The 26,089-nt window shown below is 66.9% G+C and carries 23 protein-coding genes and 1 pseudogene; 9 read left to right on the forward strand and 15 right to left on the reverse strand.

Going from position 1 to position 26,089, the window contains the following annotated elements; translation table 11 throughout:
• The first annotated feature begins 39 nt into the window (after positions 1–39).
• Entirely contained in the window at positions 40–6,924 is a 6,885-nt protein-coding gene (locus ACGFU6_RS01185) for a polymorphic toxin-type HINT domain-containing protein (RefSeq protein ID WP_393607400.1), read from the forward strand.
• A 15-nt stretch (positions 6,925–6,939) separates the two neighbouring features.
• Positions 6,940–7,344, forward strand: a complete 405-nt coding sequence (locus ACGFU6_RS01190) for a hypothetical protein (protein WP_393607401.1) — start codon at positions 6,940–6,942, stop codon at positions 7,342–7,344.
• Between the two features lie 829 nt (positions 7,345–8,173).
• Here the strand turns inward: ACGFU6_RS01190 and ACGFU6_RS01195 are convergent.
• Complete coding sequence (locus ACGFU6_RS01195) at positions 8,174–8,419, reverse strand: hypothetical protein (RefSeq protein ID WP_393607402.1); 246 nt, start codon at positions 8,417–8,419, stop codon at positions 8,174–8,176.
• Positions 8,407–8,649, reverse strand: coding sequence for a hypothetical protein (locus ACGFU6_RS01200; RefSeq protein ID WP_393607403.1), 243 nt, complete (start codon positions 8,647–8,649; stop codon positions 8,407–8,409). Before ACGFU6_RS01200 ends, ACGFU6_RS01195 begins: the two co-directional genes overlap by 13 nt.
• A gap of 255 nt (positions 8,650–8,904) precedes the next feature.
• Here ACGFU6_RS01200 and ACGFU6_RS01205 point away from each other — a divergent pair, with 255 nt between their 5' ends.
• The 4 genes from ACGFU6_RS01205 (at position 8,905) to ACGFU6_RS01220 (ending at position 11,021) form a co-directional block, all read left to right on the forward strand.
• Positions 8,905–9,651: an XRE family transcriptional regulator gene (locus tag ACGFU6_RS01205; RefSeq protein WP_393607404.1), complete on the forward strand. Its 747-nt coding sequence runs from the start codon at positions 8,905–8,907 to the stop codon at positions 9,649–9,651.
• Positions 9,652–9,653: 2 nt separating this feature from the next.
• Entirely contained in the window at positions 9,654–10,124 is a 471-nt protein-coding gene (locus ACGFU6_RS01210) for an NUDIX domain-containing protein (RefSeq protein WP_393607405.1), read from the forward strand.
• A gap of 188 nt (positions 10,125–10,312) precedes the next feature.
• Positions 10,313–10,660, forward strand: coding sequence for a polymorphic toxin type 27 domain-containing protein (locus tag ACGFU6_RS01215; protein ID WP_393607406.1), 348 nt, complete (start codon positions 10,313–10,315; stop codon positions 10,658–10,660).
• A gap of 1 nt (position 10,661) precedes the next feature.
• The gene (locus tag ACGFU6_RS01220) at positions 10,662–11,021 is read left to right on the forward strand and encodes a hypothetical protein (RefSeq protein ID WP_393607407.1); all 360 of its coding nucleotides are present in this window, start codon (positions 10,662–10,664) and stop codon (positions 11,019–11,021) included.
• Between the two features lie 198 nt (positions 11,022–11,219).
• Here the strand turns inward: ACGFU6_RS01220 and ACGFU6_RS01225 are convergent, their stop codons facing one another.
• The 6 genes from ACGFU6_RS01225 to ACGFU6_RS01250 all read right to left on the reverse strand — a co-directional run bounded on the left by ACGFU6_RS01225 (position 11,220) and on the right by ACGFU6_RS01250 (position 17,122).
• Positions 11,220–12,503, reverse strand: coding sequence for a tyrosine-type recombinase/integrase (locus ACGFU6_RS01225; protein WP_393607408.1), 1,284 nt, complete (start codon positions 12,501–12,503; stop codon positions 11,220–11,222).
• The gene (locus ACGFU6_RS01230; protein ID WP_393607409.1) at positions 12,503–12,727 is read right to left on the reverse strand and encodes a helix-turn-helix domain-containing protein; all 225 of its coding nucleotides are present in this window, start codon (positions 12,725–12,727) and stop codon (positions 12,503–12,505) included. Before ACGFU6_RS01230 ends, ACGFU6_RS01225 begins: the two co-directional genes overlap by 1 nt.
• Positions 12,727–14,172, reverse strand: coding sequence for a replication initiator (locus tag ACGFU6_RS01235; RefSeq protein ID WP_393607410.1), 1,446 nt, complete (start codon positions 14,170–14,172; stop codon positions 12,727–12,729). Before ACGFU6_RS01235 ends, ACGFU6_RS01230 begins: the two co-directional genes overlap by 1 nt.
• A 150-nt stretch (positions 14,173–14,322) precedes the next feature.
• Positions 14,323–15,069: a DUF2637 domain-containing protein gene (locus ACGFU6_RS01240; RefSeq protein WP_393607411.1), complete on the reverse strand. Its 747-nt coding sequence runs from the start codon at positions 15,067–15,069 to the stop codon at positions 14,323–14,325.
• A 35-nt stretch (positions 15,070–15,104) separates the two neighbouring features.
• Entirely contained in the window at positions 15,105–16,508 is a 1,404-nt protein-coding gene (locus ACGFU6_RS01245; protein WP_393607412.1) for a cell division protein FtsK, read from the reverse strand.
• Positions 16,505–17,122: a hypothetical protein gene (locus tag ACGFU6_RS01250; RefSeq protein ID WP_393607413.1), complete on the reverse strand. Its 618-nt coding sequence runs from the start codon at positions 17,120–17,122 to the stop codon at positions 16,505–16,507. Before ACGFU6_RS01250 ends, ACGFU6_RS01245 begins: the two co-directional genes overlap by 4 nt.
• Before the next feature lie 112 nt (positions 17,123–17,234).
• Here ACGFU6_RS01250 and ACGFU6_RS01255 point away from each other — a divergent pair, with 112 nt between their 5' ends.
• The gene (locus ACGFU6_RS01255; RefSeq protein ID WP_393607414.1) at positions 17,235–17,675 is read left to right on the forward strand and encodes a hypothetical protein; all 441 of its coding nucleotides are present in this window, start codon (positions 17,235–17,237) and stop codon (positions 17,673–17,675) included.
• Between the two features lie 79 nt (positions 17,676–17,754).
• Here the strand turns inward: ACGFU6_RS01255 and ACGFU6_RS01260 are convergent.
• From ACGFU6_RS01260 to ACGFU6_RS01280, 5 genes and pseudogenes are all read right to left on the reverse strand, one after another.
• Positions 17,755–18,254, reverse strand: a pseudogene (locus ACGFU6_RS01260) (tyrosine-type recombinase/integrase); the annotation flags it as partial.
• A gap of 202 nt (positions 18,255–18,456) precedes the next feature.
• The gene (locus tag ACGFU6_RS01265) at positions 18,457–18,867 is read right to left on the reverse strand and encodes a hypothetical protein (protein ID WP_393607415.1); all 411 of its coding nucleotides are present in this window, start codon (positions 18,865–18,867) and stop codon (positions 18,457–18,459) included.
• 159 nt (positions 18,868–19,026) lie between these two features.
• Positions 19,027–20,187, reverse strand: coding sequence for a CS1 type fimbrial major subunit (locus tag ACGFU6_RS01270; RefSeq protein WP_393607416.1), 1,161 nt, complete (start codon positions 20,185–20,187; stop codon positions 19,027–19,029).
• Positions 20,188–20,275: 88 nt separating this feature from the next.
• Positions 20,276–20,533, reverse strand: coding sequence for an acyl carrier protein (locus tag ACGFU6_RS01275; protein WP_393607417.1), 258 nt, complete (start codon positions 20,531–20,533; stop codon positions 20,276–20,278).
• A gap of 442 nt (positions 20,534–20,975) precedes the next feature.
• Positions 20,976–21,170, reverse strand: a complete 195-nt coding sequence (locus ACGFU6_RS01280; protein WP_393607418.1) for a hypothetical protein — start codon at positions 21,168–21,170, stop codon at positions 20,976–20,978.
• Between the two features lie 437 nt (positions 21,171–21,607).
• On the opposite strand from ACGFU6_RS01280, the gene ACGFU6_RS01285 reads away from it, so the two are divergent.
• Entirely contained in the window at positions 21,608–22,648 is a 1,041-nt protein-coding gene (locus tag ACGFU6_RS01285; RefSeq protein ID WP_393607419.1) for an NUDIX domain-containing protein, read from the forward strand.
• A 144-nt stretch (positions 22,649–22,792) separates the two neighbouring features.
• Here ACGFU6_RS01285 and ACGFU6_RS01290 read toward each other — a convergent pair whose 3' ends face one another.
• Positions 22,793–24,157: a dipeptidase gene (locus tag ACGFU6_RS01290; protein WP_393607420.1), complete on the reverse strand. Its 1,365-nt coding sequence runs from the start codon at positions 24,155–24,157 to the stop codon at positions 22,793–22,795.
• Between the two features lie 183 nt (positions 24,158–24,340).
• Here ACGFU6_RS01290 and ACGFU6_RS01295 point away from each other — a divergent pair, with 183 nt between their 5' ends.
• Positions 24,341–25,558 carry a geranylgeranyl reductase family protein gene (locus tag ACGFU6_RS01295; RefSeq protein WP_393607421.1) on the forward strand — a complete coding sequence of 406 codons (1,218 nt, stop codon included), beginning with the start codon at positions 24,341–24,343 and terminating at the stop codon, positions 25,556–25,558.
• 45 nt (positions 25,559–25,603) lie between these two features.
• Here the strand turns inward: ACGFU6_RS01295 and ACGFU6_RS01300 are convergent, their stop codons facing one another.
• Positions 25,604–26,056, reverse strand: a complete 453-nt coding sequence (locus ACGFU6_RS01300; protein ID WP_393607422.1) for a nitroreductase/quinone reductase family protein — start codon at positions 26,054–26,056, stop codon at positions 25,604–25,606.
• Between the last annotated feature and the right edge of the window lie 33 nt (positions 26,057–26,089).

Below are 26,089 nucleotides of genomic sequence, written 5' to 3' on the forward strand. Positions count from 1 at the left end.
TGAGCGGTCAGACGCCCGACAGTGATGGACACGTCACGTATGAAAGCCAGTCCCGGGGCACGTCTGCTCCGCAGAACCTCACTCGCCCTGTCCACGGTCCTCATAGGCAGCCTCCTGCAGGGTGTGGCAACCCCCGTCGCCGCTGCGGCGCCGGGTCTGCCCGGTCTGCCCGCATCGGAGAAGCCTGTCGCGGGTACCAAGGACACGAAGGCCAAACCGCGGGCGCAGCACAAGGGACCCCGCGTCCCCACAGCCACCCCGCACAACACGCTGCCGAAGGCGACCGAGGTCACCACTTCGCTTCCGGCCCCGGGTGCCAAGGGCGCGAACCGGTTCGCCTCGCCGAAGGGGCAGCCGATCGGGATCGCGCGGGCCACGAGCACTGCGGCCGGCAAGAACACGGCGAAGAGCAGCACGGCTAGCGAAGACCTGGCGCTGAACGGCGTCACCTCACGCGTATTCGATTCCCGGCATGCCAAGCGTGCGGGGGTGAAGGGACTGCTCTTCACTCTCGCCCCGAAGGCTGCCAAGTCCTCTGCCAAGGGCAAGGCGCCGGTCGACGTCTCCGTTGACTACTCCTCCTTCGCGCAGTCCTTCGGCGGCTCGTACGCGTCCCGTATGCAGCTGGTCGAGCTACCGGCCTGTGCGCTGACGACGCCCGAGCGGGACAAGTGCCGCAAGGCGCGGCCGGTCGCGGCAGTCAACGACACGGACCAGCGGACGCTCACCGCCAGCGCTATGTCGCTGCGGGCGGACGCCCCCACGGTCCTGGCGGCTACGGCGGCGACGGACGGGGACAAGGGTGACTACAAGGCCACCTCCCTCTCGCCTTCCTCCACCTGGGCCACCAGTCTCAACACCGGTGGCTTCACCTGGTCCTACGACTTCCAGACCCCGGAAGTGCCGGGCGCGCTGAAGCCGAGCGTCGGCCTCTCCTACTCGTCGGGTGCCATCGACGGGCGCACCGGAGGAACGAACAACCAGGGTTCATGGGTCGGCGACGGGTTCGACCTGTGGCCCGGATCCATCGAGCGCCGCTACAAGCCTTGCGCGGACGACGGTGTGAAGAACGCTGACGGCAACAAGCCCGGTGACCTGTGCTGGGGCTACGACAACGCCTACATCTCATTCAACGGCGTGGGCGGTGAACTCGTCCAGACCGGCACCAACACCTTCAAGCTCAAGAACGACGACGGCACGCAGATCGCCCGTGGCTACAACACCGATCTCAGCAACGGTGACAACGATGGCGAGTACTGGCGTGTGACCACCCCGGACGGCACGCGGTACTACTTCGGCTACAACCGGCCCAGCGGCTGGAAAGAGGGCGCAGAGTCCACGGACTCGGTCTGGACGGCTCCGGTCTACGGGAACGACAGCGGCGAGAAGTGCCATGGTGCGACGTTCGCGGAATCCTGGTGCCAGCAGGGCTGGCGGTGGAACCTCGACGTAGTTGTCGACACGCACGGCAACGCCATCACCTATCACTACGGCAAGGAGAACAACTCCTACGGCCGGAACCTCAAGGCCGACGACGACACGACGTACGTTCGCGGCGGGTACCTCGACAAGATCAACTACGGTCTGAGGACAAGCGACTACTACGCCAAACCGCTGGCTCAGGTCGTCTTTGACAACAAGGAACGGTGCCTGCCGCAGACCGGCGTGACCTGCGCGTCCGACACGATCGACTCCAAGTCGGCCTACTGGTACGACACCCCATGGGACCTCAACTGCAAAGCCGGCACCAGCTGTGACAACGGCCGACTCTCCCCGTCCTTCTGGACCCGCAAGCGACTGACCGGCATCACCACCCAGGTACTCAACACCGCAGGGAAGTACGACAAGGTCGACTCCTGGAAACTCGACCACCACTGGGGCACCGCAGACACCGACTACCAGCTCCTGCTGGACAGCATCCAGCACACCGGTGAATCGGCGAAACCGGAGACCCCGGCCATCACGCTCCCCAAGACCACCTTCGACTACACACAGCTGCAGAACCGACTCGACAAAAGCGGCGACGGCTACGCCCCGTTCATCAAGGACCGGCTTTCGAGCGTTGCAGACGAGTCGGGTGGGCAGATCGATGCCAACTACTCCACTCCAGCGTGCAGCTGGAACGAGCTGCCGACTCCTGAGACGAACACCACGGGGTGCTTCCCGCAGTACATCGGCGGGGACAGCACCGATGACGCGGACCTTCAGTGGTTCAACAAGTACGTCACCACGTCCGTGACCAAGACCGACCGCACTGGCGGGTCGCCGGACCAGGTCACCCTGTATGACTACCTCGGCGACGCCGCTTGGCACTACGACGATGACGACGGCCTGACCAAGGAGAAGGAGAAAACCTGGTCCCAGTGGCGCGGCTACCAGCACGTCAGGGTCAGGACCGGCGGCCAGGGCGGCGCCACTGAGATGAAGACCCAGCAGGACAGCTACTTCCTGCGCGGCATGAACGGCGACCGCAAGGATGCCTCCGGAGGTACCAAGTCCGTCTCCGTCGCACTGGACACGGACGAGGGTGACCCCATCACCGACGACGAAGCCGTTCCCGGCTTCGGCTACAAGACGGTGACCTTCGACAAGCCCGGCGGCAAGGTTCTCGGTAAGACGATCAGCCGTCCCTGGTACCACGAGACCGGGAAAAAGGTCCGAGACTGGGGCACCGTCACTTCCAACTTCACCGGAACATCCAGCAGCAAGACCTGGACGTCATTGGACGCGGGCGCAGGCGAGAAGTGGCGTACCACCGCAACAGCGACCAAGCATGACACCATCGCCGGCCGAATCATTGAAGCCGACGACTACGGGGATGACACCACCTCCACGGACAACACATGCACACGTACCACCTATGTGGGGGATGCGAACAGCGCCATCCTGAGCATGCCGGTACGCACGGAGACGGTCGCGAAGGCATGCGACGCGCCAGTCGACCGGACCAAGGACGTGCTGAGCGACGTCCGCTCGGTCTACGACGGCGGCGCCTACGGAGCCGCCCCCACGAAGGGGAACGTGACCGCGGCCGCCTCTCTGAAGAGCCATGACGGCATCAAGGCGACATACCTCGAGGTCGGAGCCACGTTCGACATCTATGGCAGGCAGCTGACCGCCACGGACCTGTCCGCAAATGTGACGGTCACGGACGATGGCACCCCCGTCCGCACCGCTCGTGCAGACGGCCGCATTTCCATAACCACCTACACACCCGATACAGGCTTCGTCACCCAGACGAAGGTGACCACGCCACCGGCCAAGGCGTCCGACGCAACGACGGCCCAGGTCACCACCACGGACTATGAACCGATGCGAGGACTGGTCGCCAAACAGACCGATACGAACAACAACGTCACCGAATACGAGTACGACGCGCTCGGGCGGACGACCAAGGTCTGGGCTGCCGATCGCCGCAACACGCAGACGCCCACCGCGCAGTTCGTTTACACGGTCGACGAGGACAAGCCGGTCACGGTTGCGACCAAGTCGCTGAACAACACCGGCGGGCAAATCACGTCCTACGAACTGTTCGACGGATTCCTGCGAAGTCGCCAGGCCCAGGGCCCCGGACCCGACGGCGGCAGCATCATCACAGACACCTTCTACGACGAACGCGGACTCGTCACCAAGTCCTTCGAGCCCTACTACGTCACGGACGCGCCCAGCACCGAATTGTTCAAGCCGGAAGACGCGCTCTCGGTCGAGACCCAAACCCGTACCAGTTACGACGGACTGAACCGCGCCGTACAGACGCAGCAGATGGCCGGCAATGGTGACGGCGGCCAGATCCTCAGCACCACCAAGACCATCTACGGTGGCGACCGCGTCACCGTCATTCCGCCGGTCGGCGGCACTGCCACCACAGTGCTGAGCGATGCCCGCGGCAACACCACGGAACTGCGGCAGCTGCACAGCCGTTCCGTCGATGCCGCCTACGACAGCACCACGTACCACTACACACCGCGCAACGAACTGAACAAGGTCACCGACCCCGCCGGAAACCACTGGACGTACACCTACGACCAGCTCGGCCGGAAGATCTCCACGACCGACCCCGACCAGGGCACAACAACCACCACGTACGACGACCGTGGCCAGGTGACCTTCACCAAGGGCTCGCGCACCGACGTGCCCGGACTGGCGTACCTCTACGACAACCTCGGTCGCCAGACCGAGGTACGCGAGAAGTCCGCCACCGGGACCCTGCGGACCAAGCAGGTCTACGACACGCTCACAGGCGCCAAGGGGCAGCTCGCCGAATCCACCCGGTACGTGGATGGCCAGGCCTACACCTCCAAGGTCACCGCCTACGACAGGCTCTACCGCCCCACCCGGACCGCGGTCGTCATTCCCGCTGCTGAGGGCGCCCTTCAGGGCACCTACCAGGCGGGGGCCGTCTTCCGTCCCTCCGGCCTCACCGCAAGCGTGAGCTACTCCGCAGCCGGCTCCCTGCCGGGCGGCTCCGCCAACTACACCTACGACAACGCAACCCTCCGCCCGGCCACGGTCTACGGCGAGGGCATGACGTCCAGCGTCAGCTACAGCCTCACCGGCAAACCGCTCCAGTACCAGATGAGCCTGGCTTCCAGCAGCAAGATCACGCAGGTCACCAACACCTACGAGTGGGGCACACAACGCCTCGCCACCTCCCGCGTCGACCGCCAGGACCAGCCCGGCGTCGACCGCTACGCCACCTACCACTACGACGAGGTCGGCAACGTCCGCTCGATCTCGGACAGCTCCCGCACCGGCAAGGACAACCAGTGCTACACCTACGACTACCTCGGCCGACTCACTGAAGCCTGGGCCCAGCCCACAACGACCTGCGCAGCCGCACCCGCGGCGTCCCAGGTCGGAGGCCCTGCCCCGTACTGGCAGTCCTTCACCTACGACAAGTCCGGCAACCGCGCCACGCAGACACGCCACGACGTAACAGGTAACGCCGCCAAGGACCTCAAGGACACCTACACCTACCCTGCCCCAGGCGCACCCCAGCCGCACAGCCTGAGCTCCCGGACCACCACTGGGCCCGTCGGCTCCACCACCGACACCTACGCCTACGACTCCTCGGGGAACACGGTTACCCGCCCGGGCCAGTCGCTCACTTGGGATGCCGAAGGCAACCTGTCAAGCGTCACCAAGAGCGGCAAGACCACCAGCTACCTCTACGACGCCTCCGGCAACCGGCTCATAGGCCGAACCCCCACCGAGACCACCCTGTACCTGGGGAACACCGAAGTCACCCTTCCCACCGGCGCGACCAAGGCGAAGGCCATCCGGTACTTCGACCTCGGCGGTGGCCAGACAGCCATCCGCAACGACGACGGCACCTTCGCCTTCACCATCGCCGATCACCATGGCACTGGCGAACTCGCCATCCAAGCCACCGACCTTGCCATCACCCAGCGCCGTTCCCTCCCTTTCGGTGGAGACCGCGGCACAGCACCTACCACCTGGCCCAGCACCAAGGGCTTCGTGGGCGGCACCAACGACACCAAAACCACCGGCCTCACCCACCTCGGCGCACGCGAATACGACGCCGACCTCGGCCGTTTCATCTCCATCGACCCGATCCTGGACGTAGCCGACCCCCAGCAGATGAACGGCTACACGTACAGCAACAACAACCCCGCCACCTTCTCCGACCCCACTGGCCTGTATCTCGATGACGGCACCGGCCACAGCATGCAGCGCACGGGCAAGCAGCGAAAGGGTGTTGGCAAAGCACCTGGAGGCACCGGCAAGAACGGCTGCTACTACACCTGCCATCAGACCAAAAGCAGCCAGGACAGCAGCGCTGGTCCGATAACGGATCTCGGTGATGGCGCACCAGACGGTTTCCCGGATCTAGAAGACGTGCAGCTGTTCGTTGGAAAGAAGGGTGATGTCTCAACCCTTATCAAGCAGGCCAAGGGATGGGGTACCTACACCCCAGAGATTTCAACCGAGTTGAATGTTGAACTCTACCTTCGCGAGCGATGCAGCTATAGCTTCGTCGACGGCTGTTGGGAATTCCAACAATTCTACGGGCATTGGCAGCACGTAGACAGCCTTCCGACAGTCGACACGTGCCCCGTCTGTGGAAACATCGGATTCAGCCTTGTGTTGGCCGCAGGGGTGCGTGGCGCAGGGGCGTCTGGTGCAGGGAAACGTGGTACAGGACTGCCTGGCGGGTGCGCCAATTGCTTCTTGGCCGGCACGGGCGTGCTCATGGCAGACGGAACAGCAAAAGACATAGACAAAATCAAAATCGGTGACAAGGTACTCGCTACAAACCCGGAGACGGGTGAGACAAAATCCGAAAAAGTCACACATACCATCATCACCGAAAATGATAAGCAGTTCAACGAACTCGCTATATCGACACCTGATGGTGACAAGAAACTCACAGCAACGTACGATCATCCGTTCTGGGTACCGTCTGAAAAGTCTTGGGTGCTCGCCGGCGACTTGACAGAAGACATGACCCTCCTGACTCCTGGAGGCATCACCGTCAAGGTTGCCGGCAATCGCGCCTATAGCGGGCACGCGCGAACTTACAACCTAACGATCGACGACTTGCACACGTACTATGTGCTGGCAGGTGCGACGCCGGTGCTCGTCCACAACAGCAGCTGCAGCATTTCGATGGGAGAGGCTGTTAACCGTGCTGTTGCACACGTTGGCGACAATGCAACGGTGGTGCGATCGGGCAGTGGTGGAGTCCAGTTCATGAGCGTTACGAAGGATGCGGCTGGGAATGTGGTCAGGAAGATTGCAAGGTTCGATGTGAACCCCAATAGCCCTCACGTCCAGAAACTGAATCCGCATCTGAACCTGGAAACCCAGATCAATGGGAAGACGGTTACTAGTGGCCCACTCAAGGATCCGCACACCGCTATCGATCCATCCACGATTCGGTCGGGCGACTACTGGCCGTAGGCCACTTTCGGAGGCGTGATGTTGAAGGTCTTGCGCGGTGATTCGACTGGGGAAATGGAGTTGTCGGGACCTCGGTCCGATCTGGTGGCCCTGGCGCGGGAGCTCAGGAGTGGACAGGGAGAAATCCGTCTGGAAATGGTCTCAAACCCATCTCCGTACAGTCGATCCCTGTTGCGGATCAAATATCGGCAAGCGAGCGGGAAGATCAAGATTTCTTCATCCGGAGACAGTGAATCTCTAGAGATTCAAGGTGGACTGGAGCCGATTTCTCTCCTTGCTGAGAACATCGAAAGCTTTGCTTTGGAAGCGGATCAGGATGACCATCTTCATGTGGACTACTTTCCAGAACATGACTATCTGGCAAGTGGATCAGAATCGCTAGTTGTCGCCATCGATAGCGATCCTCACCCGAGGTCATGAAACAGCTTGGGTGCGACTGATCCTGAGGTGAAGTCGTTTATTTCTGATGCCTATCCGTGGGCCCCGCCAGATTTCGCTCCGGTGGGGCCCACGGATCGTCTGACGGCAGTAGCTGACGGCAACATCAGTGGACGAGAGCCACGCGGGTGGCGGCCGAGTACGGCGACCGAGGGTGTTGATGGCTCGCTGCTTGAGTCGGAGTAAGGCATGCGCGCGACCGGCGTCGGTTGCACCGATGGAGTGTGGCCGAGAAGCTCCTTGGAGGTGCCTCGCGTCGGGCTGTTCAGAGTTTCTTTACTTGATCAAGGGCGTCCCGCTGACGCGGACCGCCGCGCGCCGGCGGCCGGTGGCCGCCGCCCGCTCCTGTCTGCCGCCCCGCTGGCGCCGGCCTCCGACCACTCGGCGCGCAGAGCCCGGGAGCATAGGCCGGACTGCCAACCGAAAGCCCCGCTGTCCGACCGCTCAGCAGCCGACCGGCCGGGCATCCGAGAGGCAGTCCGGCACGCTCGTACCGTGCGGCGTCAGTATCCCGGCGGTGCTGTCGTCCGGAACGCCAGTCGTGGTGCCTGGCTGGGGCCGTGACGATGGAGATAACTGGGCTGATGCCGGTGCGGGGTTGAGCGAGACACACGTGACGGGTGATCGGGCGGCATGCCCGCCGTCGTGGCTGACTTTCTGGGGCTGAGGCCAGAACCTCACGGTCATGGGCGCGGCGCGCGCGAAGGCCCGTCCCTGCCGAGGCTGACGAGGACGGGGGAGCCTCAATCAGTTACGCCCGGCAGGGACGGGAGTCGGGTGGGGCAGCGCGGTACCCGGGCGAGCAGGGCGGTCAGGTCTGCCGCCAAGCCCGCCAGGGCCGGGTGATGATCTCCCGGTAGGTGTGGTGGGACGGGTTCTGGCCGCAGTGCCGCAGAACCCAGTTCTGCGGTTCGGTGAAGTCCTCGCTTGCCGGGGACGTCTCGCCGTCCACGGCACACTGCATCGCGTACAGGACCGGCTCCGCGTCCGGCTCGCGGTCAGGCTGGAGAGTCCAGGTCTCGTAGCGGAGGACCGAGCGGGGGGTCACCGTCCCCACCTCCGGTTGGCCACGGCCACCTTGGCGCTCAGCTCCTCGGCCGGGGTCGGTGGACGTACATCCTCGGGCGGCACGTCCCACTCCCGGCCACCGCGCGGCGGCCGGAGCTGAACGTACGGCCCGACATGCCCCATCACTACGCACACCTTGCCGTTCCGCCGGTCGACCGCCACGGCGCCCACACTGGGCGAGAGGGTGCACTGGACCGCGTCAGAATTGCGGTCCGTCATCGTGACCACCCCGGCGAGGCGGTCCGCGACCGGGCATCCAGTCGCAGGGCGGGAACATAATCTGTGGCGCACTTTCGCACGTAGACGCTCCTCAGCGGCGTGAATCCGTGCCCCTGGGCTTGACGGTGCCGCAGGGTCGGCACCGATCCTCACGCCGGTCGCCAGGACGAAGGAACCTCCACCAAACCCCACTCTGGGACGTCCCGCACCATGTAGAACGTCCCTAGTGCCGTCCTGAGACGAAGGGGGAGACTCATGCCGAACGAAAGACTACGAGCCGTCATGTCGGCGGGAGGCTGGACGTACGCCGCCCTCGCTCAGGAAGTCGAGGTCGACCCCAAGTCGGTCGAGCGCTGGGTGAACCTCGGGCGCACGCCACGCCGTACCACAGCCCTCCAGGCGGCCCGAGCCCTGGGAGAAGACGTGCACGCACTCTGGCCGGCGCTCCGCCAGGCCCGCCCCGCCCGCGCCATCAGCCCCGAACTGGTCGCGCTCTACGAGCAGCGGGCCGACCTCCCCGTCTCGACGTTCACCGACCTGATGGCCCAGGCCCGGGAGCGGATCGACATCCTCGTGTATGCGGCCGTCTTCCTGCACGAGGCGTACCCGAGGCTGAACGAGCTCCTCACCGAACGCGCCACCGAAGGCTGCACCGTCCGCATCGCGATCGGGGACCCCGACAGCGACAACGTCCAAGCCCGCGGCCAGGAAGAGCGGTTCGGCCACGGCATCGAATCCCGCTGCCGCCTCGCCCTCATGCACTACAGGCCGCTCACCGGCAGCCCCGGCATCGAGGTCCGCACCCACGGCACCACTCTCTACAACTCCCTCTACCGCGCCGACGACCAGCAACTCGTCAACGCCCACGTCTGGGGCGTCAACGCGTACGCCGCCCCCGTGTGGCATCTTCGGCGACATGAGACAGGCGGCATGTTCGATACCTATGCCGAGAGCTTCGACGCGGTGTGGGCGACGGCGACGCCCGTACGAGAGGAAGGCTGATCGTGGCCCGCACCGAGTACTACGACGACCCGAACGCCCCCAAGCCGAACAGCATGGTCGTCGCCGCCTCCGCCGTCGTCACCGACGGCCACGGCCGCATCCTCCTCCAGCGCCGCCGCGACAACGACCTGTGGGCGCTACCCGGCGGAGGCATGGACCTCACCGACTCCCTGCCAGGCACGGCCGTCCGCGAAGTCAAAGAAGAGACCGGCCTGGACGTCGAGATCACCGGCCTGGTCGGCACCTACACCGACCCGAAACACATCATCGCCTACACCGACGGCGAGGTCCGCCGCCAGTTCAACGTCTGCTTCACCGCCCGCATCACCGGCGGCCAGCTGGCAATCTCCGACGAGTCCACCGAGCTCCGGTTCGTATGGCCCGAAGAGATCGAGCAACTGCCGATGCACCACACCCAACAGCTCAGACTCCAGCACTTCCTGGAACAGCGCGAGAAGCCGTACCTGGGCTGAACCGGCTGACGGCAGTAGCTGACGGCAACAACCCCGCACAACCACGGACCCCCAAGCACGTCACCGGACCAGCAAATCGCGCTTGACCTGCATAAAAGCAGGTACAGGCGTCCGCGTAGCACACGTACTATGTGCTGGCGGGGGCCACGCCGGTCCTGGTGCATAATTCTGGTGGATGCCCGACGGACGTGGCATTGGGGCTCCGCAAGAATGGCCTGAGGGGATTCGCCGAAGGCAAGGGGTACACCCACTATCTGGATAGTGATATTTGGGAGGCTGAGGTTCGTGTGGCCGCTCACAACCCGAATGTCAGGCTTCATGTGTCACTCGACGGGTTCCGTGGAGCTAATCCCGGCGAGCAGTTCTCTAGCGCTTATCGCAACGGTAGTGGGAGCAACTGGTTCGCGACGGAACGGGAGATGTACCACGTAGGGAAGGCTGTGCGAGTTGGTGATCGCTCATGGGATAGCATCACATTCTATCGAGGCGGGTCCGTAGTGCAGGTTCCCAAGCCTGGTTTTCTTTCTGGAGGGTGACATGGCGAAGATCGCAGAGTGGGAACGCGAGTTTCAAGTTTGGCAGTACTCCGTCAGTCACTCCACGCTGCTCCTGCGCAGCGTGAACGTGGAAGGCTTTGAGACGCGGATCGATGTTCTTTTCACGGCGGTTGAGCTGATGCACCTGCAGCCCTACTGCGCTCGCCTGGAAATCAGCGAGGCAACCAGTGTCGAGAGGGGGCGAATTTTGGGTGACCAACTGGCGGCAGAACTCCCCGGGACGCTGTACCTCCTTAACGGCGGAGAAGGTTATGTTCTGGCGCGACGATGCTCGTGGCACGAGGATCTTGGTGATCACCACACCCCCTCGAAATTTGGCCCTCTCAGGGGGACGGAGTAGTTTCGATTAGTCGCATCTGAGGTTCTTTTCGTCGCCTCTTGTAAGTGAACGTGAGGGCTTCCTTTCGGGTGTTATCGTGGGATTCGAGGAACCCTCCGCGAGTATTTCTCTCAAGTTTTCGGCGAGAAATAACAGATGCCCCACCAGTAAGCACTGGTGGGGCATCTGTGTCGTTTGACGGCAACGCTGACGGCAACGTCAGCGGACGGGCGTCACGGTGGGCGGCAGGTCGCCAGGGTCGACGCCATCGCGAAGGGCGTTGCCGAGGGTGTCGATGGCCTGGCGTTGGAGGCGGAGTCGGACGTGGGCGTAGACGCCGGCGGTGACGCCGATGTGGGCGTGGCCGAGGAGTTCCTTGATGACGACGAGGTCGACGCCCTGTTCCAGGAGCAGGGTGGCGGTCGAGTGGCGGAGGTCGTGGAAGCGGATCGTCCGGAGCCCGGCCTTGTGGAGGAGGTGGCGGAAGCGGCGGGTGAGGTTGGTGGGGTCGAGCGGCCTGCCGTTCGGGGTTGTGAAGACGAGCCTGGTGGCCGACCAGCCCGTTCCGGCCGCCTGGCGTTCTTCCTGCTGCTGTTCCTGGTGGATCTTGAGGGAGTTGATGCATTCGGTGGGGAGGGCGATGCGGCGTTCGGAGGCGAGGGTCTTGGTGTTCAGGACGGTCAGGCCCTGGCTGCGGGTGCGCTGGAGGGAGCGGTGGATGGTGGCGGTGCCGCTGTCGAGGTCGAGGTCTTCCCAGTGGAGGCCGAGGAGTTCGCCCTTGCGGAGTCCGGTGCGCAGGGCGAGTTCGTACAGCGCGTGTAGACGATCATCGGCGGCCGTCTGGAGGAACCGTCGGGCTTCGGTGGCGGTGAGGGGCTGGAAGCGTCTGGGGCGGGGCGTGGTCGTCTTGACGTTGCGGGCGACGTTGCGCGGCAGTTCGTCCTCGCGGACGGCGTGTTCCAGGGCGGACTTGAGGACCGCGTGGACGTACGTGACGGTCAGCGGAGACAGCCGCTTCTCACAACACTGACCGATGGCGCAGCAGGACCGCCGATCAGCGTCCCGTTCCTGGGCGCAGCACTGGCAGGTGGTGCGGAGTCCGTCGAGGAAGGTGCGGACGTCGCGGGTGGTGAGCCGGGCGAGCTTCTTGGCGCCGATACCGGGGTTGAGGTGGAGGCGGATGGAGGCGGCGTAGCGGGTGTGGGTGTTCTCCCGCAGGTGGTGCACGGCAACGCCGTCCAGCCAGTACGCGAGGTAGGCGCTCACGGTGCTGTCGGCCGCCGCGACGGGGAGGCCGCGGTTGCTGGCGGCGATCTTCTCGGTGAGCTTGGTCATCGCGTCTTTGCGGGTGATGCCGTAGACGCGGACGCGCTTGCGGGTGTTGCCGGGGGCCAGCACGTATCCGGCGGCTTCCCAGCGTCCGTCCTTGCGCTGGTAGATGGTCCCGTCGCCGTTCGCACGGGTGCGGGAGCGGCGGGACGAAGTGGGGCGGGGTGTGGTCATCAGGCGGCGTCCTGTTCGAGGCGGGTGCGGATGAAGTCGGTAAGGGCGTGGGTGGGGATGCGGCGGGCGCGGCCGAGGGTGATCGAGGCGAGCTGGCCGGTGCGGAGAAGGTCGTAGACGGCGGAGCGGCCGAGCTGGAGGCGGGCCATGACCTGGGGCACCGTGAGCAGATCCATCGCCGGGACCGCTTCCGTGTGGAGGGCGGCGAGCGCGGGCGAGGCCATCAGCAGCCCCCTTCGGCCGCGAACTGTCGTTCCAGTTCCCTGCGGTGCCAGACGGAGGCGGCGAGCAGGCTCGCGCCGGGGCTGTGGCCGGAGCCGAGGTAGTTCCACTGGCCGACGACGAGAGTCGTGTCCGCATCGGGTTCGGGGAGGCCGGCGTGGGTGCGGGCCTGGTCGGTGCACCAGGCGCGGCGGGTGTCGCGTAGCGCGCCGAGCGTGACGGAGTAGCGGCGGGATTTGGTGGAGAAGTGGCCGCGGAAGCCGAGCATGTGCGCCCACTTCCAGAGCTTGAGTTCGGAGAATTCCGGCAGGCGGCCCAGTTCCCAGCAGGTGCGGATCATCTGCCGCACGTGCTGGGCGACGGCGAGGCGGGGCAGCCGCCGGGCCTGCCCGGTGCCGTCGCATGCGGTGCACGGGAGCGGGGTCCCGTGGGGAAGCACGGTGGCTCCGCGTCCCTGGCAGGGACGGCAGTACAGGGCGCGGTCGAGGGTGCCCGAGGCGTCGGCGGACTTGGTGGCGTACTTCGCCACGTAGGCGGCCACGGCCTGGTCAGTGAGTTCGCTGTCGGTGCCGAAGGCGGCGATCTCGGTGACGTCGAGCTGCTGGCCCCAGGAGAGTTCGCGTTCCCCGATCGCGTCCGAGGTGATCGTGATGCGGACCCGTTCGGCGGCGGCGCGTACGGCGTCGGTGAGCTTGGCGACGGTGGCGTACGACGGCGGGGGCTGGCTGCTGCCGTCCGGGCCGTCGAGTCGGATCACGGCGTGGAAGTGGACCAGGCCGCGCTTCTGGTATTCGGCGACCTTGGCGAAGGAGATCCGCAGGACCGTGTGGGCGGCTTTCTGGGTCATACCGAGCCCGGCGGCGAGCTCGCGGCGCAGGTAGGTGGTGAAGCGGGCCCACAAGGCTCCGGCGTGGGCGTTGAACAGGACCGCCCCCGCGTAGTCGTACGTTTTCGGGTTCAGCGGCGTCCCGATCAGGGCGTCGTCACGTTCGTGGAGCTCGCGGCAGCGGCAGGGGCGGATGTCGCCGCCGGGAGTGGTGGGGCGGTTGTGGACGGGGCCGAAGGAGGGGGCGGTGAGGGTGGCGAAGACGCGGGGGTGGGTGCGGACGGTGTCGGGGACGGTCTTGCCGCCGGACAGGCCGGCGCGGATGAGGTGGTAGGTGTCGGCGGCGTAGAGGCGGGAGCAGGCAGGGCAGCGGGAGGCGCGGCGATTGCCGCACCCGGTGAGCAGGCTGCCTGTGGGCTCGTCGGATGTGGTGTAGGTGCGCAGTACCTCGCCGGTCGTGGTGTCGACCGTGGCGGTGCGGCCGGTGAGGCGGACGGGTTCGGTGCAGCCGCCGAGGCGTTCGATCTGCTGCTGTGCGCGGTCGAAGTCGGGGTGGTTGACCAGGTGGAGCAGGTCCCGCACGGCGGGGCTTGCCACGTGGCGCAGGTCCAGGGTGACCATGTCGGGGTATCCCTTCTGTTCGGGTGAGCGGCCCCGAGCAGCAACCAGCCAGGCGAGGAGGCGTGTTGGTGCTGCTCGGGGCATGACGAACCAGGCCCATGGACGGGCGTGGGATTCAGCGAGGGGGATGTGGCCGATGAGGGCCTGGGCTCAGAGCTGAGCGAGGGCGGCGGTGGCCACCGGCAGGGCGACGCCCATGCGAGTCCCCAACTGGGCTGCTGTGATCGGCGCTTCGTGCTCGGCGCAGTGGGTATCCGCGATGCGCCGGGCCGCGTTCAGTAGGGCGGGCGGCAGGGCCGGGCCGGAGGTGGGCCGGGTCGTCTTGGCGACGGTGACGGGCAGAGCAGCGGCCGGAGCCGGGGCGAGCTGCGGTTCCTCGGCCGGGGCTGCGAGGACCGGAACGGGCGGCCGGGGTATCGATTCGGGTGTGGGTGTTTCGTCGGGCACCGGCTCGGCGGCAAGGGTGGCAGCGGCCTCCAGCTGCGGGGTGGGGTGGGTGGGGGTGTGGAACTGGGCGAGGAAGGCGGGGCCGACGTGGCCCCAGCCGAGCAGCAGGAGCGGGGCGACGGTGTCCAGGCAGGCCCGTCCGTAGCGTCCGGCCAGCAACGGTTCGGCGGTGTTCAGCGCGAGGGTGAGCAGGCTGCACAGGTGCAGCAGCCGGGTACCGGCCTTCAACTCCGCCTTGGGGACGCCGCGCAGGGCCAGGAACCGCAGGGCGACCAGGAGCCCGACGACGGACAGGTCGACCATGGGGGCGATCAGCGGGGCGATCGGGTGGGGGACGCCGAGCCGCAGGGCGAGCGCCCAGACGTTGCCGAAGGAGAAGACGAAGGCCAGGGCCGCGATGACCGCCATGACCACGGTCACGGTGCGCCGGGTGAACCGTTCCTCCGCCATGTCCTCAACCTCCTTTCCAGTGTGGGCTTTCGGGGCTACTTGGTGAGCGACGGCAGGGGTGCCGTGGTCCGGCCGGGCGAGGCGAGGAGGGCGTCCAGGCACAGGTCGGGGTCGGCGGTCAGGTGTGAGGTCTCCTCGGCGATCCGGGCCGCGTCGGTGTCGGAGACGTAGGGGGTGCGGATGCGGGTGTAGCCGGGGCGGCCCTGCATCGCCATCACCGCGACGCCGACGTAGGCGGGGTCCTGCAAGGTGACCGGGCTGGCGTCGGGCCAGTTGCGGATGTCGTCACCCAGAGCGGCCACTGCGGCTTCCACGGTCTTCTGCGCGAAGGACAGCCCGATGGGGCACACGTCGCGGATGAAGGTGGGGATGGCGTCGCCGGTGGTCTTCTGGCTGATGAGGATCACCAGGATGCCGACGCTGCGGCCCTTCTTGACCAGGTCCTCCACCAGCCGGGCGTTCTCCGCCGTCAGCGCGGCCAGCCGTTTCGTGGCCGGGTCGCTGCCCTTGTACTCGCGGAAGTACGTGTGCGCCTCATCAATGATCAGGACGGTGAGCGGCCACTGCGGCGAGGGCCCGACGTGCCACATGTTCTTCACGCCCAGCACGTCACGGATGGTCGCCGAGCGCCGCTTGCGCAGCTCCACCAGGCGCTTGAACAGCGCGTTCGCTTCATCGAGATCGTCTCCGCAGAACGCGAACATCCGCTTCACCAGGTCGGCGTAGTCGCCCTCCGAGGCCCGCGACACCTTCCCGTCAGCCGTCACGAACTGCACGGACGCAGACGGCGCGAAGTCACAGACGAACTTGTTGACCCCCGAGGTCTTGCCCGCACCCGGGACGCCGGCCACCGTCACCCCGGGCACGTTGGCCAGGGACACGCACACCTTCGCGGCGTACTCGTCGATGCCCAGCTCCCAGCGCGTCAGGTCCACGGGCGGGAGGCCAGTGGGCCGGTGCGTGGTCGGCGTGGTCAGCGGGTCGGAGCGCACGCCCCGGATCACCACCCTGCCGGGGCCGTCCGGCAGCACGGACACCCGCGTGCACCGCCAGGCATCCGCCAGGAACCGCGCAGACTTCTGGTACTCCTCCAACCCGACCTTCGGCAGAGTCTTCGCTCGCACGACCACGCCGAACCGGTCCGGCTTCACCTTGATCCGGGGAGTGAGCACCCGAGGTGCGGGGGCGGGGCTGTCTTTGGACGCGGTGATCTGCGCGAGCAGTCCAGGCGTTTTGTCGGTGACCGTCAGCCCGGCCATCCGCGCGAGCCGCACCCAGCCCCAGCGCACCCGCACGGCCTGCCGCATGCTGACCCGCGTGCCCCGGTCGGCCCGCACATAGCGCACCACCGTCACCAGCAGCCACACACCGACCAGCACGGCCACGGCCAGCAGCACGTCCGGCGCGTACTCCAGCACTGAATTTTCGAAGCGGATCACTGGGCCGCCTCCACCGTCACCAGCTCCAGACGGGCGACCCGGTAGGCAACGCCCTCGGAGAGCTGACCGTTGAAGATCCGCGCCCACGGGGTCGCGAACAGCTCGACGGGCCGCACCATCACGCCCGGCTTCAGCCCGGCCGCAAGGCCCGTCTCCGGGACGGTGATCTTCAGGACTTCGGCGCGACCGTCCTCCATGAGCACCACGGTCACGGTGTACAGCGACGCCCCGGTCTCCCGGTCGGTGGCGACCTCTCCGGTCTGCTGGTCCTTGATCTTCAGCGCCGGTTCGGTGCCCGCGATGCACACCGCCGACGGCAGCAGAGCAACGCGAATACGTACTATGTGCTGGCGGGGGCTACGCCGGTTCTGGTTCATAACAGTGGCGGATGCCTTCCCGCTCTCCAGCGGTTCCAGTTCGGGAATCAGTCCCTCTTGCTGGATAAGAAGGGAATGGAGCACATCCTCACTCGTCATCACCCGAAGTATTGGGATGGCTCGGTGAAGAAGACGCAATCCTTCTTCGATTCGAGCATGAGTGTTGATGACGTCCAAGGTGCTATCGGTCAAGTCATGTGACAGAACCGCGATACGCTGGTTCAGCGAGGCAGTCAAGGCATGTATCAGATTCGCGGGAACGTCAACGGCGTCGCTTACGTACTCGGCATGAATAAAGGTCGAGTGGGCCAGTTCTATCCGGAATAACCATCATCGAAGGACCTGAGGCGTGGTTGAGATTGAGACGTTCCTGAAGGGCGCGGACGGTGGGTTCGTGCGGGTGGAAACCTGCCGTACCCCGCCGCCCGACCTTGACTACATCGAAGGTGCCATTCGGCTGTCCGTTGATGGATTGGAAATCATCGGTACTGAAGAGTGGGACTACGTTGACCAGCTCTGGTGTTATATCGCCGAGATGGTGGCGAAAATGCAGTCGTCGAGTTACGCGGAGACCTATTTCCCGGATCAGCCGATCAAGCTCTCTTTTCGGGCCGCAGGGTCTCGCGTCTTGGTGACTGCCAAGATTGGCGAAGAAACGAAGACGGTAAATGCTTCATCTGCGGATTTCCTGGAGGCTGTCAAAGCGGCTGGGATGATCTTCTTCAGGAAGATGTCCGAGCTTGTCCCGGCTAATTCGTATGCCGAGGCGCAGCAGGAGCTGTCAGTTTGAAAAAGCCAGAGGCTCCGCCGGGAATTCTTGACTCCGGCGGGGCCTCTGGGGCTCTTGACGGCAGTAGTTGACGGCAACGTCAGCGGACGGGCGCCGCGCAGAGATGTGGTTCATCGCCGTCGTCGGACTCGCCGGTGATCTTGGCGGGGTTACGGAGGGCGTTGCCAAGAAGGTCGATGGCGTCGCGCTGGAGGCGGAGCCGGACATGGGCGTAGACGCCGGCGGTGACGCCGATGTGGGCGTGTCCGAGGAGTTCCTTGATCACGATGAGTTCCACCCCCTGTTCCAAGAGGAGGGTGGCGGTCGAGTGGCGGAGGTCGTGGAACCGGATGTGGCGGAGTGTGGCCTGGCGGAGCAGGATGTTGAAGTGCCGGGTGAGGGTGGACCCTTCGATCGGAGCGCCGTCGAGGCGGGTGAAGACGTAGCCACTGTCCTTCCAGCCCGTCCCCGCCGCCTCGCGTTCCTTGCGCTGTCGGTCGCGGTGCTGTTCGAGGCAGCGCCGGCACGGCGTCGGCAGGGCGTCGGCAGGGCGATGCGCCATTCGGAGCTCTTGGTCTTGGTCGGGAGAGCGGTCAGGCCCCTGCTCGTGGGCGCCCAGCGGGTTGGCCACGCCGGTGATCCATGGCCCCCACTCGCCTTCCCGGCGACCTGACCATAGGCGAAGCGGTAGTCCGCTCCGGGCGTGGGCAGCACCACGCGGCTGAGGCGTCCCTCCTCCATGCGCAGCTCGAAGCGGGCGCTCTTCGGCGTGCCGGGCTGGTAAACCAGGGTCGCCTTGGAGTCACCGTCGTAGTCCACGGCAAGGAGGGCGTCCGCGGGGTCGCGGACCTGGCGAAGGCGCGGGTACCGGGCCGTTGAAGTCCCACGCCAGGGTCAGGCGGTGGCCGGCATTCGAAACCAGGGCGACGGGAACCTTGATGGGATGAGGGTGCTTCGGGCCGGTGAGGACCTCGACCAACCTGGAGCGGTGAAAGACCCGGTAGGCGTCCTGCTCCTTGGTGATCCGGACCGTGTCGTTCTTGCTCTGGAGCAGGACGAGGGATGCGTCCGTCTCCTGGGTCTTGCACTGCTCGCCGGTGAACAGGACAAGCAGCCGGTCGCTCGCGTCGTAGGTGGTCAGCCGGGTCGTGACGGAGCGGCCGAAGCCGGTGTGGGTGGGGTTGAGCGGGGCACAGCGCAAGGTCAGCGCCAAGGAAGGCCCCTGCAGGTTGTTCCCGTCCAGCTCAGGCAGGGCGACGGAGACGGCGAACAGCCCGGTGCGGGGGTCGACTCCGCCGGGCTGCGGGCTCCCGAAGTTGACGGCCTGGGTGAAAAATCCGGGACCGGTGCTTATGCAGGGACTCCAGCGGTGTCAGAAGCGGTAACGAAGCGGGTGCCATGCTGTGCTGGCCTGGACCGGCACAGCATCTCGGAAACGGACCAGCCCCTCGCGAGCCGGCCACGCTCCGCGCGGCACCCCAAAGTGGCCCTTCCCAGCAAACGACGGCGGTGGTGCCGAGTTCGCCCAGGACGCAGGTGACGTGAAGGAGACAGTCAGGATCGACAGCGGTACTGCAACGGAAGCCCCGGCGAGAGAGCCATCGAAGATGTCTGCGGCCTTGAACGTCTGAACCGCGGTAGTGAGGGTCATGCGGTTGAGAGTCACGGTCAATGGAACGGGCGGGGCTCCGCCCGTAGCGACCAGTTGGACGGCGGTAGCCAGGCGAACTTCGATGTCACCGTTTTCGTTGTCCGCATGGATGCGGACCATCCTTTCGAACGGGATGAAGCCGCGCACCGGGTTGTACCCCAGGGGGACGGTATCGGCCAGTTGGCTGCCGTCTGCCTGCAACAATGGCAGCGTCATTGGATCGGCGTCGAACGGCCGCGAGGCGAGGCCGGGTCGATCGGTCCGCCTCGACAGCGCCCTCATCTGCGAGAAGCAGACGGCGGTCATGCGCGACCACGATTCGCTGCCGCCCGCGAGAACCACGTCGCACACACCGCCGAGCAGCATGCCCCGGGCCACACCGAGCGCGTTGCTGCCCGACGCACACGCGCTGGAGACCGTGAAGTTCGGCCCCAACGCCCCGGTGTCCAGGGCGATCTCACCGGCGACCATGCCCGGAACGCTACGGGGAAGAGCAAGCGGCGAGACCGCGGCGGGCCTGTCCTGACCGAGCCGCGTGAACTCGGTGACGTAGGTCCGCAGGCTGTTCGACCCCACACCGATGACGACGCCGACCCGCTGCGGCGGGCAGTCCGCGATGCACAGGCCCGCATCCCGCACGGCACGGCGGGCCGCGACGAGCCCGAGGTGGGCGAACCGGTCCAGGCGGCGCGCAAGCCGCCGGCCGAGTTCGGCCACGGGATCAAAACCCCGCACGTCACAGGAGATACCGGCCTCCAGCCCCTGGAACTCCTCATTCCGGACTGCCAGCGAACGCCCCGCGCACAGGTTCTTCCAGTTCGTCTCCGCGTCGGTACCTGCCGGAGTGAGCAGACCGACACCGGTAACGGCGACCCCCCTCACCCACAGGCCCTCCCGGACACCGTGACGTGCGGACCGGCCGGCTGAACCGGGCCGGATGCGAGCAGTGCGCGGGAACCGTCCGTCGCTGTCACGCCGCGACGTCGGCGATCGTCCTGGCCACCTGGTCCAAGGACTCGGCTCCGGAGATACCGATCAGCCGGCTTCCCAGCTTCAGTCCGGTGCGCTCTTCGACGATCGCACCCAGCTCCATCAGGGCCACAGAGTCCAGGCCCAGCTCATCAAGTGTCGTCGCCGGGTCCAGCCCGTCCTGCGGGAACCCGAACAGTTCCTGGACCAGTTCCGCGAGATTTTCGGTGCCGAATTTTTCGACCGTCAATTCCGTCATCGTCCAGCCCTTCCCTCAGCTTCGGCCTTCCACGACCAAACGACCCGAGGACGGGACGGTTACCCGGCAGTTCCCTGTCGGCCCGGCCGGCGTGACCGCTGTTACGCCAGGGCCTCGGGCTCGGACATGTTCCTGAGCCGCTTCCAGCCTGTCTGAAACCACAGGTCAGACCGTGATAGGTGAAAAAGGCTTGATGGTGAAATACGTTCGCGCGGTGCCTCGTCTGCTGCCCGCCCCTTGACGGATCTCCCAAGCAGACCGGCCGCACGTACTGGGATAACCGTCCGAACTACTACGCTGATCACGCTCGACGGCACCCATCATCTATCCGCACTGTGCACCCCACAGCAGGGTCGGCATGCGACTCCTCGGCCGAGACATCGAACCCCTGCATCACCTTCATGCGTGAGCGATGCGTGAGCGGAAGGTCCAGCACAAGGCGTCACGAGCCGGACCGACTACGAAGCCGCTTGGCGCTGACCAGGCCGGACAGCACGCGGCCGGCTCCGGCACCACTCGGTAAGGATTCGATCCCACTCCAGGCGCAGTGGCGCAGCGCGTCACCCGCGTCGCTTTCGGCGGGCGGGAAGACGGCGCGCAGCTTCCAGCCGTACGAGGCCAGGGCTGCGGCGTGCACGGAGCTTCGGCTGCGGCCTGGACCTCCGCCTGCCGGGCGGCGCTCTCCTTGCTCGTGGCGTCCTTGGGCAGGGGCCGGGCGGCCACGGCTGCTCCGAGTTCCGCCGGATCAACGTCGCCACCGGTCAGTAACTTGCCTTTCCCTGGCACCTGCCAGGCGGTCCAAATGAAGCGCCGCCGCACCGACCGCAAGACCGGCAAGGCTACCGTCGCCACCGTCTATGCGGTCACCAGCCGGCATGAGCTGCCCGGTGTGGAGGGTACGTTCAGCGAGGTGACGATCGCGATGAAAGAGCGGACCACTGGGTATCTCCAGGGAGTCCGAGAGGGGGTGGTGTGTGCCGGGGTATGGGCACCCTCACTTCCCATACCTCTCCCAGACGAACCGGCGAAACCCGCTCCGCCGCTGGTCAGCGGCCTTTTCACTCTGGAGTACCAGTGACTGTCGTCTGGATCAACGGTGCGTTCAGCGCGGGGAAGACCAGCGCCGCGCGCGAACTGATCGATCTGATCCCGAACAGCACCTTCTACGACCCGGAACTGACCGGCGGGGGGCTGCGGTATCTGCTGCCCCAGAAGAAGCTCGCCGAGGTGACCGACTTCCAGGACCTGCCGATCTGGCGGCGTCTGGTGGTGGACACCGCGGCGGCCCTGCTCGCCGAGGTCGGTGGGGTACTGGTGGTGCCGATGACGCTGCTGCGACAGGAGTACCGCGACGAGATCTTCGGAGGGCTCGCCTCCCGGCGCATTCCGGTGCGCCATGTGCTGCTCTCACCTGAGGAAACGATCCTGCGGCAACGGATCGCCGACCGAGTGGAAGCCGACGAGGATCCCGAACGGAGCGAGCAGGTCCGGCAGTGGGCGTACGAGCACATCGGCCCCTACCGCTCGGCGCTCGACTGGATCACCGGCGACGCCCACACCATCGACAACAGCGCGCTCACTCCGAGGGAGACCGCCGTCCGGATAGCCGAGGCCGTACACAGCGGGGCGGCCCCGGCCTGCGGCATCGTGCAGACACCCGACCCGACCGCGGAGACCGTCGCGGCCGGGGTACTGCTCTTCGACGAGGAGGGCCGGGTGCTGCTCGTCGACCCCACCTACAAACCCGGCTGGGAGTTCCCGGGCGGCGTCGTGGAGTCGGGCGAGGCCCCGGCGCAGGCCGGGATCAGGGAGGTCGCCGAGGAGATAGGCATACGGCTCGAACAGGTGCCGAGACTGCTGGTCATCGACTGGGAGGCGCCCGAGCCGCCCGGATTCGGTGGCCTGCGGCTGATCTTCGACGGGGGGCTGCTGCCGGGCCGGGACGCCGAGCGGCTGGTGCTGCCCGGCTCCGAGCTGCGCGGCTGGCGGTTCGTCACCGAGGCGGAGGCGGCCACCATGCTGCCGCCCACCCGCTACGAACGGCTGCGCTGGGCGCTGCGGGCGCGCGAGAAGTCAGCCGTGTTCAACCTGGAGGCAGGGGTCCCGGTCGGCTGACCCCGGGCGATCCGTGCGGCGGACGTACGGGACGACGGGCGTGGCCGCACGGATCCACGCGTCGGGCGTGCGCCGCCCGACGCGTGGTGGCGGCGGGCCGGTCCGCGATGAGCGGGCCCGGCCCCCGGGGCACGATCCGGGTGTTCAGGCCTGCTTGGAGGCGGCGTAGTTCTGCAGGAACAGTGCCTCGGCCACCGACATCCGCTCCAGCTCCTCGGGCGACACGCTCTCGTTCACCGCGTGGATCTGTGCCTCCGGCTCGCTCAGCCCGATCAGCAGGATCTCCGCCTCCGGGTACAGCTCGGCGAGCGCGTTGCAGAGTGGGATCGAGCCGCCCATCCCGGAGGACTGCATCTCCTCGCCGGGGTACGCCACCCGCATGGCGTCCGCCATCGCCGTGTACGCCGGGCTGGAGACGTCGGCGCGGAAGGGCTGCCCCTGGCCGATCTGCTCGACCGAGACCCTGGCGCCCCACGGGGCGCGCGAGAGCAGATGCGCGGTGAGCAGCTTCGTCGCCTCGTCGGCATCGCCGCCCGGCGGCACCCGGAGGCTGATCTGGGCCCGTGCGCTCGCCTGCACCGAGGGCGTCGCGCCGACGACCGGCGGGCAGTCGATCCCGATCACGGTGACGGCCGGCCGTGCCCAGATCCGGTCCGCGACCGTACCCGTGCTGATCAGCTCCACCCCGTCCAGCACCTTCGCGTCCTTGCGGAAGTCCGCCTCTGGGTACTGGAGGCCGTCCCACTTCGCGTCGGTGGTGAGGCCGTCCACGGTCGTCGTGCCGTCCTCGGCGCGCAGCGAGGCGAGCAGCTGGATCATCGCGGCGAGGGCGTCGGGCGCGGCGCCGCCGAACTGCCCGGAGTGCAGGTTCCCTTCGAGGGTGTCGAGGCTCACCCGCAGCATCGTCATCCCGCGCAGGGTCGAGGTGACCGTCGGCAGACCGGCGCGGAAGTTGCCGGTGTCGCCGATCACCACGGTGTCGGCGGCGAGCAGCCCGGGGTGGGCCTGCGCGTACCGCTCCAGACCGCCGGTGCCCTGCTCCTCGGAGCCCTCGGCTATCACCTTCACGGAGACCGGGACCCTGCCGTTCGCCTTGAGGGCGCGCAGCGCGAGGATGTGCATGACGAAGCCGCCCTTGCAGTCGGCCGAGCCCCGGCCGAACCAGCGGCCGTCGCGTTCGGTCAGCTCGAACGGCGGGGAGAGCCAGGCGGACTCGTCGAGCGGCGGCTGCACGTCGTAGTGCGCGTAGAGCAGCACGGTGGGCGCTCCGGCCGGACCGGGAAGGAAGCCGTACACGGCCTTGCTGCCGTCCGGGGTGTCGAGCAGGGCGACGTCCTGGAAGTCCTCCTCGCGCAGCGCCCCGGCGACCCACTCGGCCGCGGCGTCGCACTCGCTCCTCGGGTACACCGCGGGATCCGCCACCGACTGGAAGGCCACCAGCTCGGCGAGCTCCGTCTTCGCGCGGGGCATCAGCGAGGCGATGGTTTCGGGAATCGGATGGGCGGTCATGGGCACGCTCCTAGCAGGTGCGACGTTATGTGTACGAATCCGCGTACTTGAACGCCGCGAACGTGGCGTTGTGGTGACGACGGAGGCACGGCCGATCCTCCCACAGCGGGGGTCGGCCCGAACGCGCCGTAGGATGCCGTGAGCAGCTTGGGCCACTGGTCGGATCGGGAGCAGAAGCACATCGTGAGCAGCGAGAACGCAGACGCCGGACATGAGCACGAAGAGTCGTCCGTGTGGGATGTCGTCGTAGTCGGCGCCGGACCGGCGGGCGCCTCCGCGGCATACGCGGCGGCGGTAGCCGGCCGTCGGGTGCTGCTGCTGGAGAAGGCGGAATTGCCCCGTTACAAAACGTGCGGCGGCGGCATCATCGGGTATTCGCGTGATTCGCTGCCGCCAGGCTTCGAACTGCCCTTGCGGGACCGGATCCACGCGGTCACGTTCTCGCTCAACGGCAGGCTCTCGCGGACCCGCCGCTCCAAGCGCATGCTCTTCGGGCTGATCAACCGCCCCGAGTTCGACGCGGGCCTGGTCGAGGAGGCGCAGAAGGCCGGAGCCGAACTGCGCACCGGGGCGACGGTCTCCCGGGTCGAGCAGCACGGGGCCGCGGTGCCCGACCGGCGCACGGTCGCGGTCGTGCTGTCCGGCGGCGAGACGGTTCTGGCCCGTGCGGTGGTGGGTGCGGACGGCAGTGCCGGGCGGATAGGAGCCCACGTCGGGGTGAAGCTGGATCAGGTGGACCTCGGCCTGGAGGCGGAGATCCCCGTTCCGCAGACGGTCGCGGAGGACTGGGCCGGCCGGGTGCTGATCGACTGGGGCCCCATGCCGGGCAGTTACGGCTGGGTGTTCCCCAAGGGCGACACCCTGACGGTCGGAGTGATCTCGGCGCGCGGCGACGGCGGCGGTACGAAGCGGTATCTGGAGGACTTCGTCGCGCGGCTCGGCCTGGCCGGTTTCGAGCCCAAGATCTCCTCCGGCCATCTGACGCGCTGCCGCAGCGACGACTCGCCGCTGTCGCGCGGCCGGGTCCTCGTGTGCGGTGACGCGGCCGGTCTGCTGGAGCCGTGGACGCGCGAGGGCATCTCGTTCGCGCTGCGTTCGGGACGGCTCGCCGGTGAGTGGGCGGTCCGGGTCGCGGAGTCGCACGACGCGGTGGACGCCCGTCGTCAGGCGCTCAACTACGCCTTCGCCATCAAGGCCGGGCTGGGCGTCGAGATGAGCGTGGGACGGCGGATGCTGAAGCTCTTCGAGCGGCGCCCGGGTCTGCTGCACGCGGTGCTGACGGGCTTCCGCCCGGCGTGGAACGCGTTCGCGGGGATCACCCGGGGGACGACTTCGCTGGCCGAGCTGGTCCGCTCGCATCCGCTGGCGCAGCGGGCGCTGTCCACGATGGACCGCAAGTAGCCGTCGCCACCCGGGGGAAGGGAGCCGTCGGGGCGGGCCGGCCGGTCAGCCCTCGACGGTGATCCGGAAGACGGGGTGGTCGGGGCAGGCCGCCAGCAGCTCGGCGTCCGTCGACTTCGCCGTGATGCCCTGGAAGTACTGATTGACCTCCCAGCCCCAGCGCTTCAGGTAGGCGCGGACGACGAGCACCTTCTGCTCGTCGTCCGCGATCTCCACGGCGGTGAAGGCGCGGTTGCTGCGGCCCTTGCGCAGCTCGCCGCCACCCGCGGCCCGCATGTTGCGCACCCACTGCGAGTGGCCGCGTGCCGAGACCAGGTACTGGGCGCCCTCGTAGGTGTGAGGGTTCACGGGGATGCGCTGCATCCGGCCGCTCTTGCGGCCGCGGACCGACAGCTCCTGCGTGCCGAGCAGGCTGACGCCGTACCGGGCGAGCCGGCCGACATAGCCGTTCAGCCGGACGTTGAGCGGGCTTCCCTGAAGGTAGTAAGCCTGCGACATGGTGACCCCCACAGTTTCGGAGAGCGGTGCTCT

The sequence above is a fragment of the Streptomyces sp. NPDC048462 genome (assembly GCF_043200175.1).
GTDB lineage: Bacteria > Actinomycetota > Actinomycetes > Streptomycetales > Streptomycetaceae > Streptomyces.

Bases quoted from the DNA above. Each gene is read 5' to 3' on its own strand.
- ACGFU6_RS01205 (WP_393607404.1), top strand. From the start codon at position 8,905: ATGCCGAACGAAAGACTACGAGCCGTCATGTCGGCGGGAGGCTGGACG.
- ACGFU6_RS01275 (WP_393607417.1), bottom strand. From the start codon at position 20,533: ATGACGGAATTGACGGTCGAAAAATTCGGCACCGAAAATCTCGCGGAA.
- ACGFU6_RS01290 (WP_393607420.1), bottom strand. From the start codon at position 24,157: ATGACCGCCCATCCGATTCCCGAAACCATCGCCTCGCTGATGCCCCGC.
- ACGFU6_RS01220 (WP_393607407.1), top strand. From the start codon at position 10,662: ATGGCGAAGATCGCAGAGTGGGAACGCGAGTTTCAAGTTTGGCAGTAC.
- ACGFU6_RS01240 (WP_393607411.1), bottom strand. From the start codon at position 15,069: ATGGCGGAGGAACGGTTCACCCGGCGCACCGTGACCGTGGTCATGGCG.
- ACGFU6_RS01225 (WP_393607408.1), bottom strand. From the start codon at position 12,503: ATGACCACACCCCGCCCCACTTCGTCCCGCCGCTCCCGCACCCGTGCG.
- ACGFU6_RS01200 (WP_393607403.1), bottom strand. From the start codon at position 8,649: ATGACGGACCGCAATTCTGACGCGGTCCAGTGCACCCTCTCGCCCAGT.
- ACGFU6_RS01185 (WP_393607400.1), top strand. From the start codon at position 40: ATGAAAGCCAGTCCCGGGGCACGTCTGCTCCGCAGAACCTCACTCGCC.
- ACGFU6_RS01300 (WP_393607422.1), bottom strand. From the start codon at position 26,056: ATGTCGCAGGCTTACTACCTTCAGGGAAGCCCGCTCAACGTCCGGCTG.
- ACGFU6_RS01235 (WP_393607410.1), bottom strand. From the start codon at position 14,172: ATGGTCACCCTGGACCTGCGCCACGTGGCAAGCCCCGCCGTGCGGGAC.
- ACGFU6_RS01230 (WP_393607409.1), bottom strand. From the start codon at position 12,727: ATGGCCTCGCCCGCGCTCGCCGCCCTCCACACGGAAGCGGTCCCGGCG.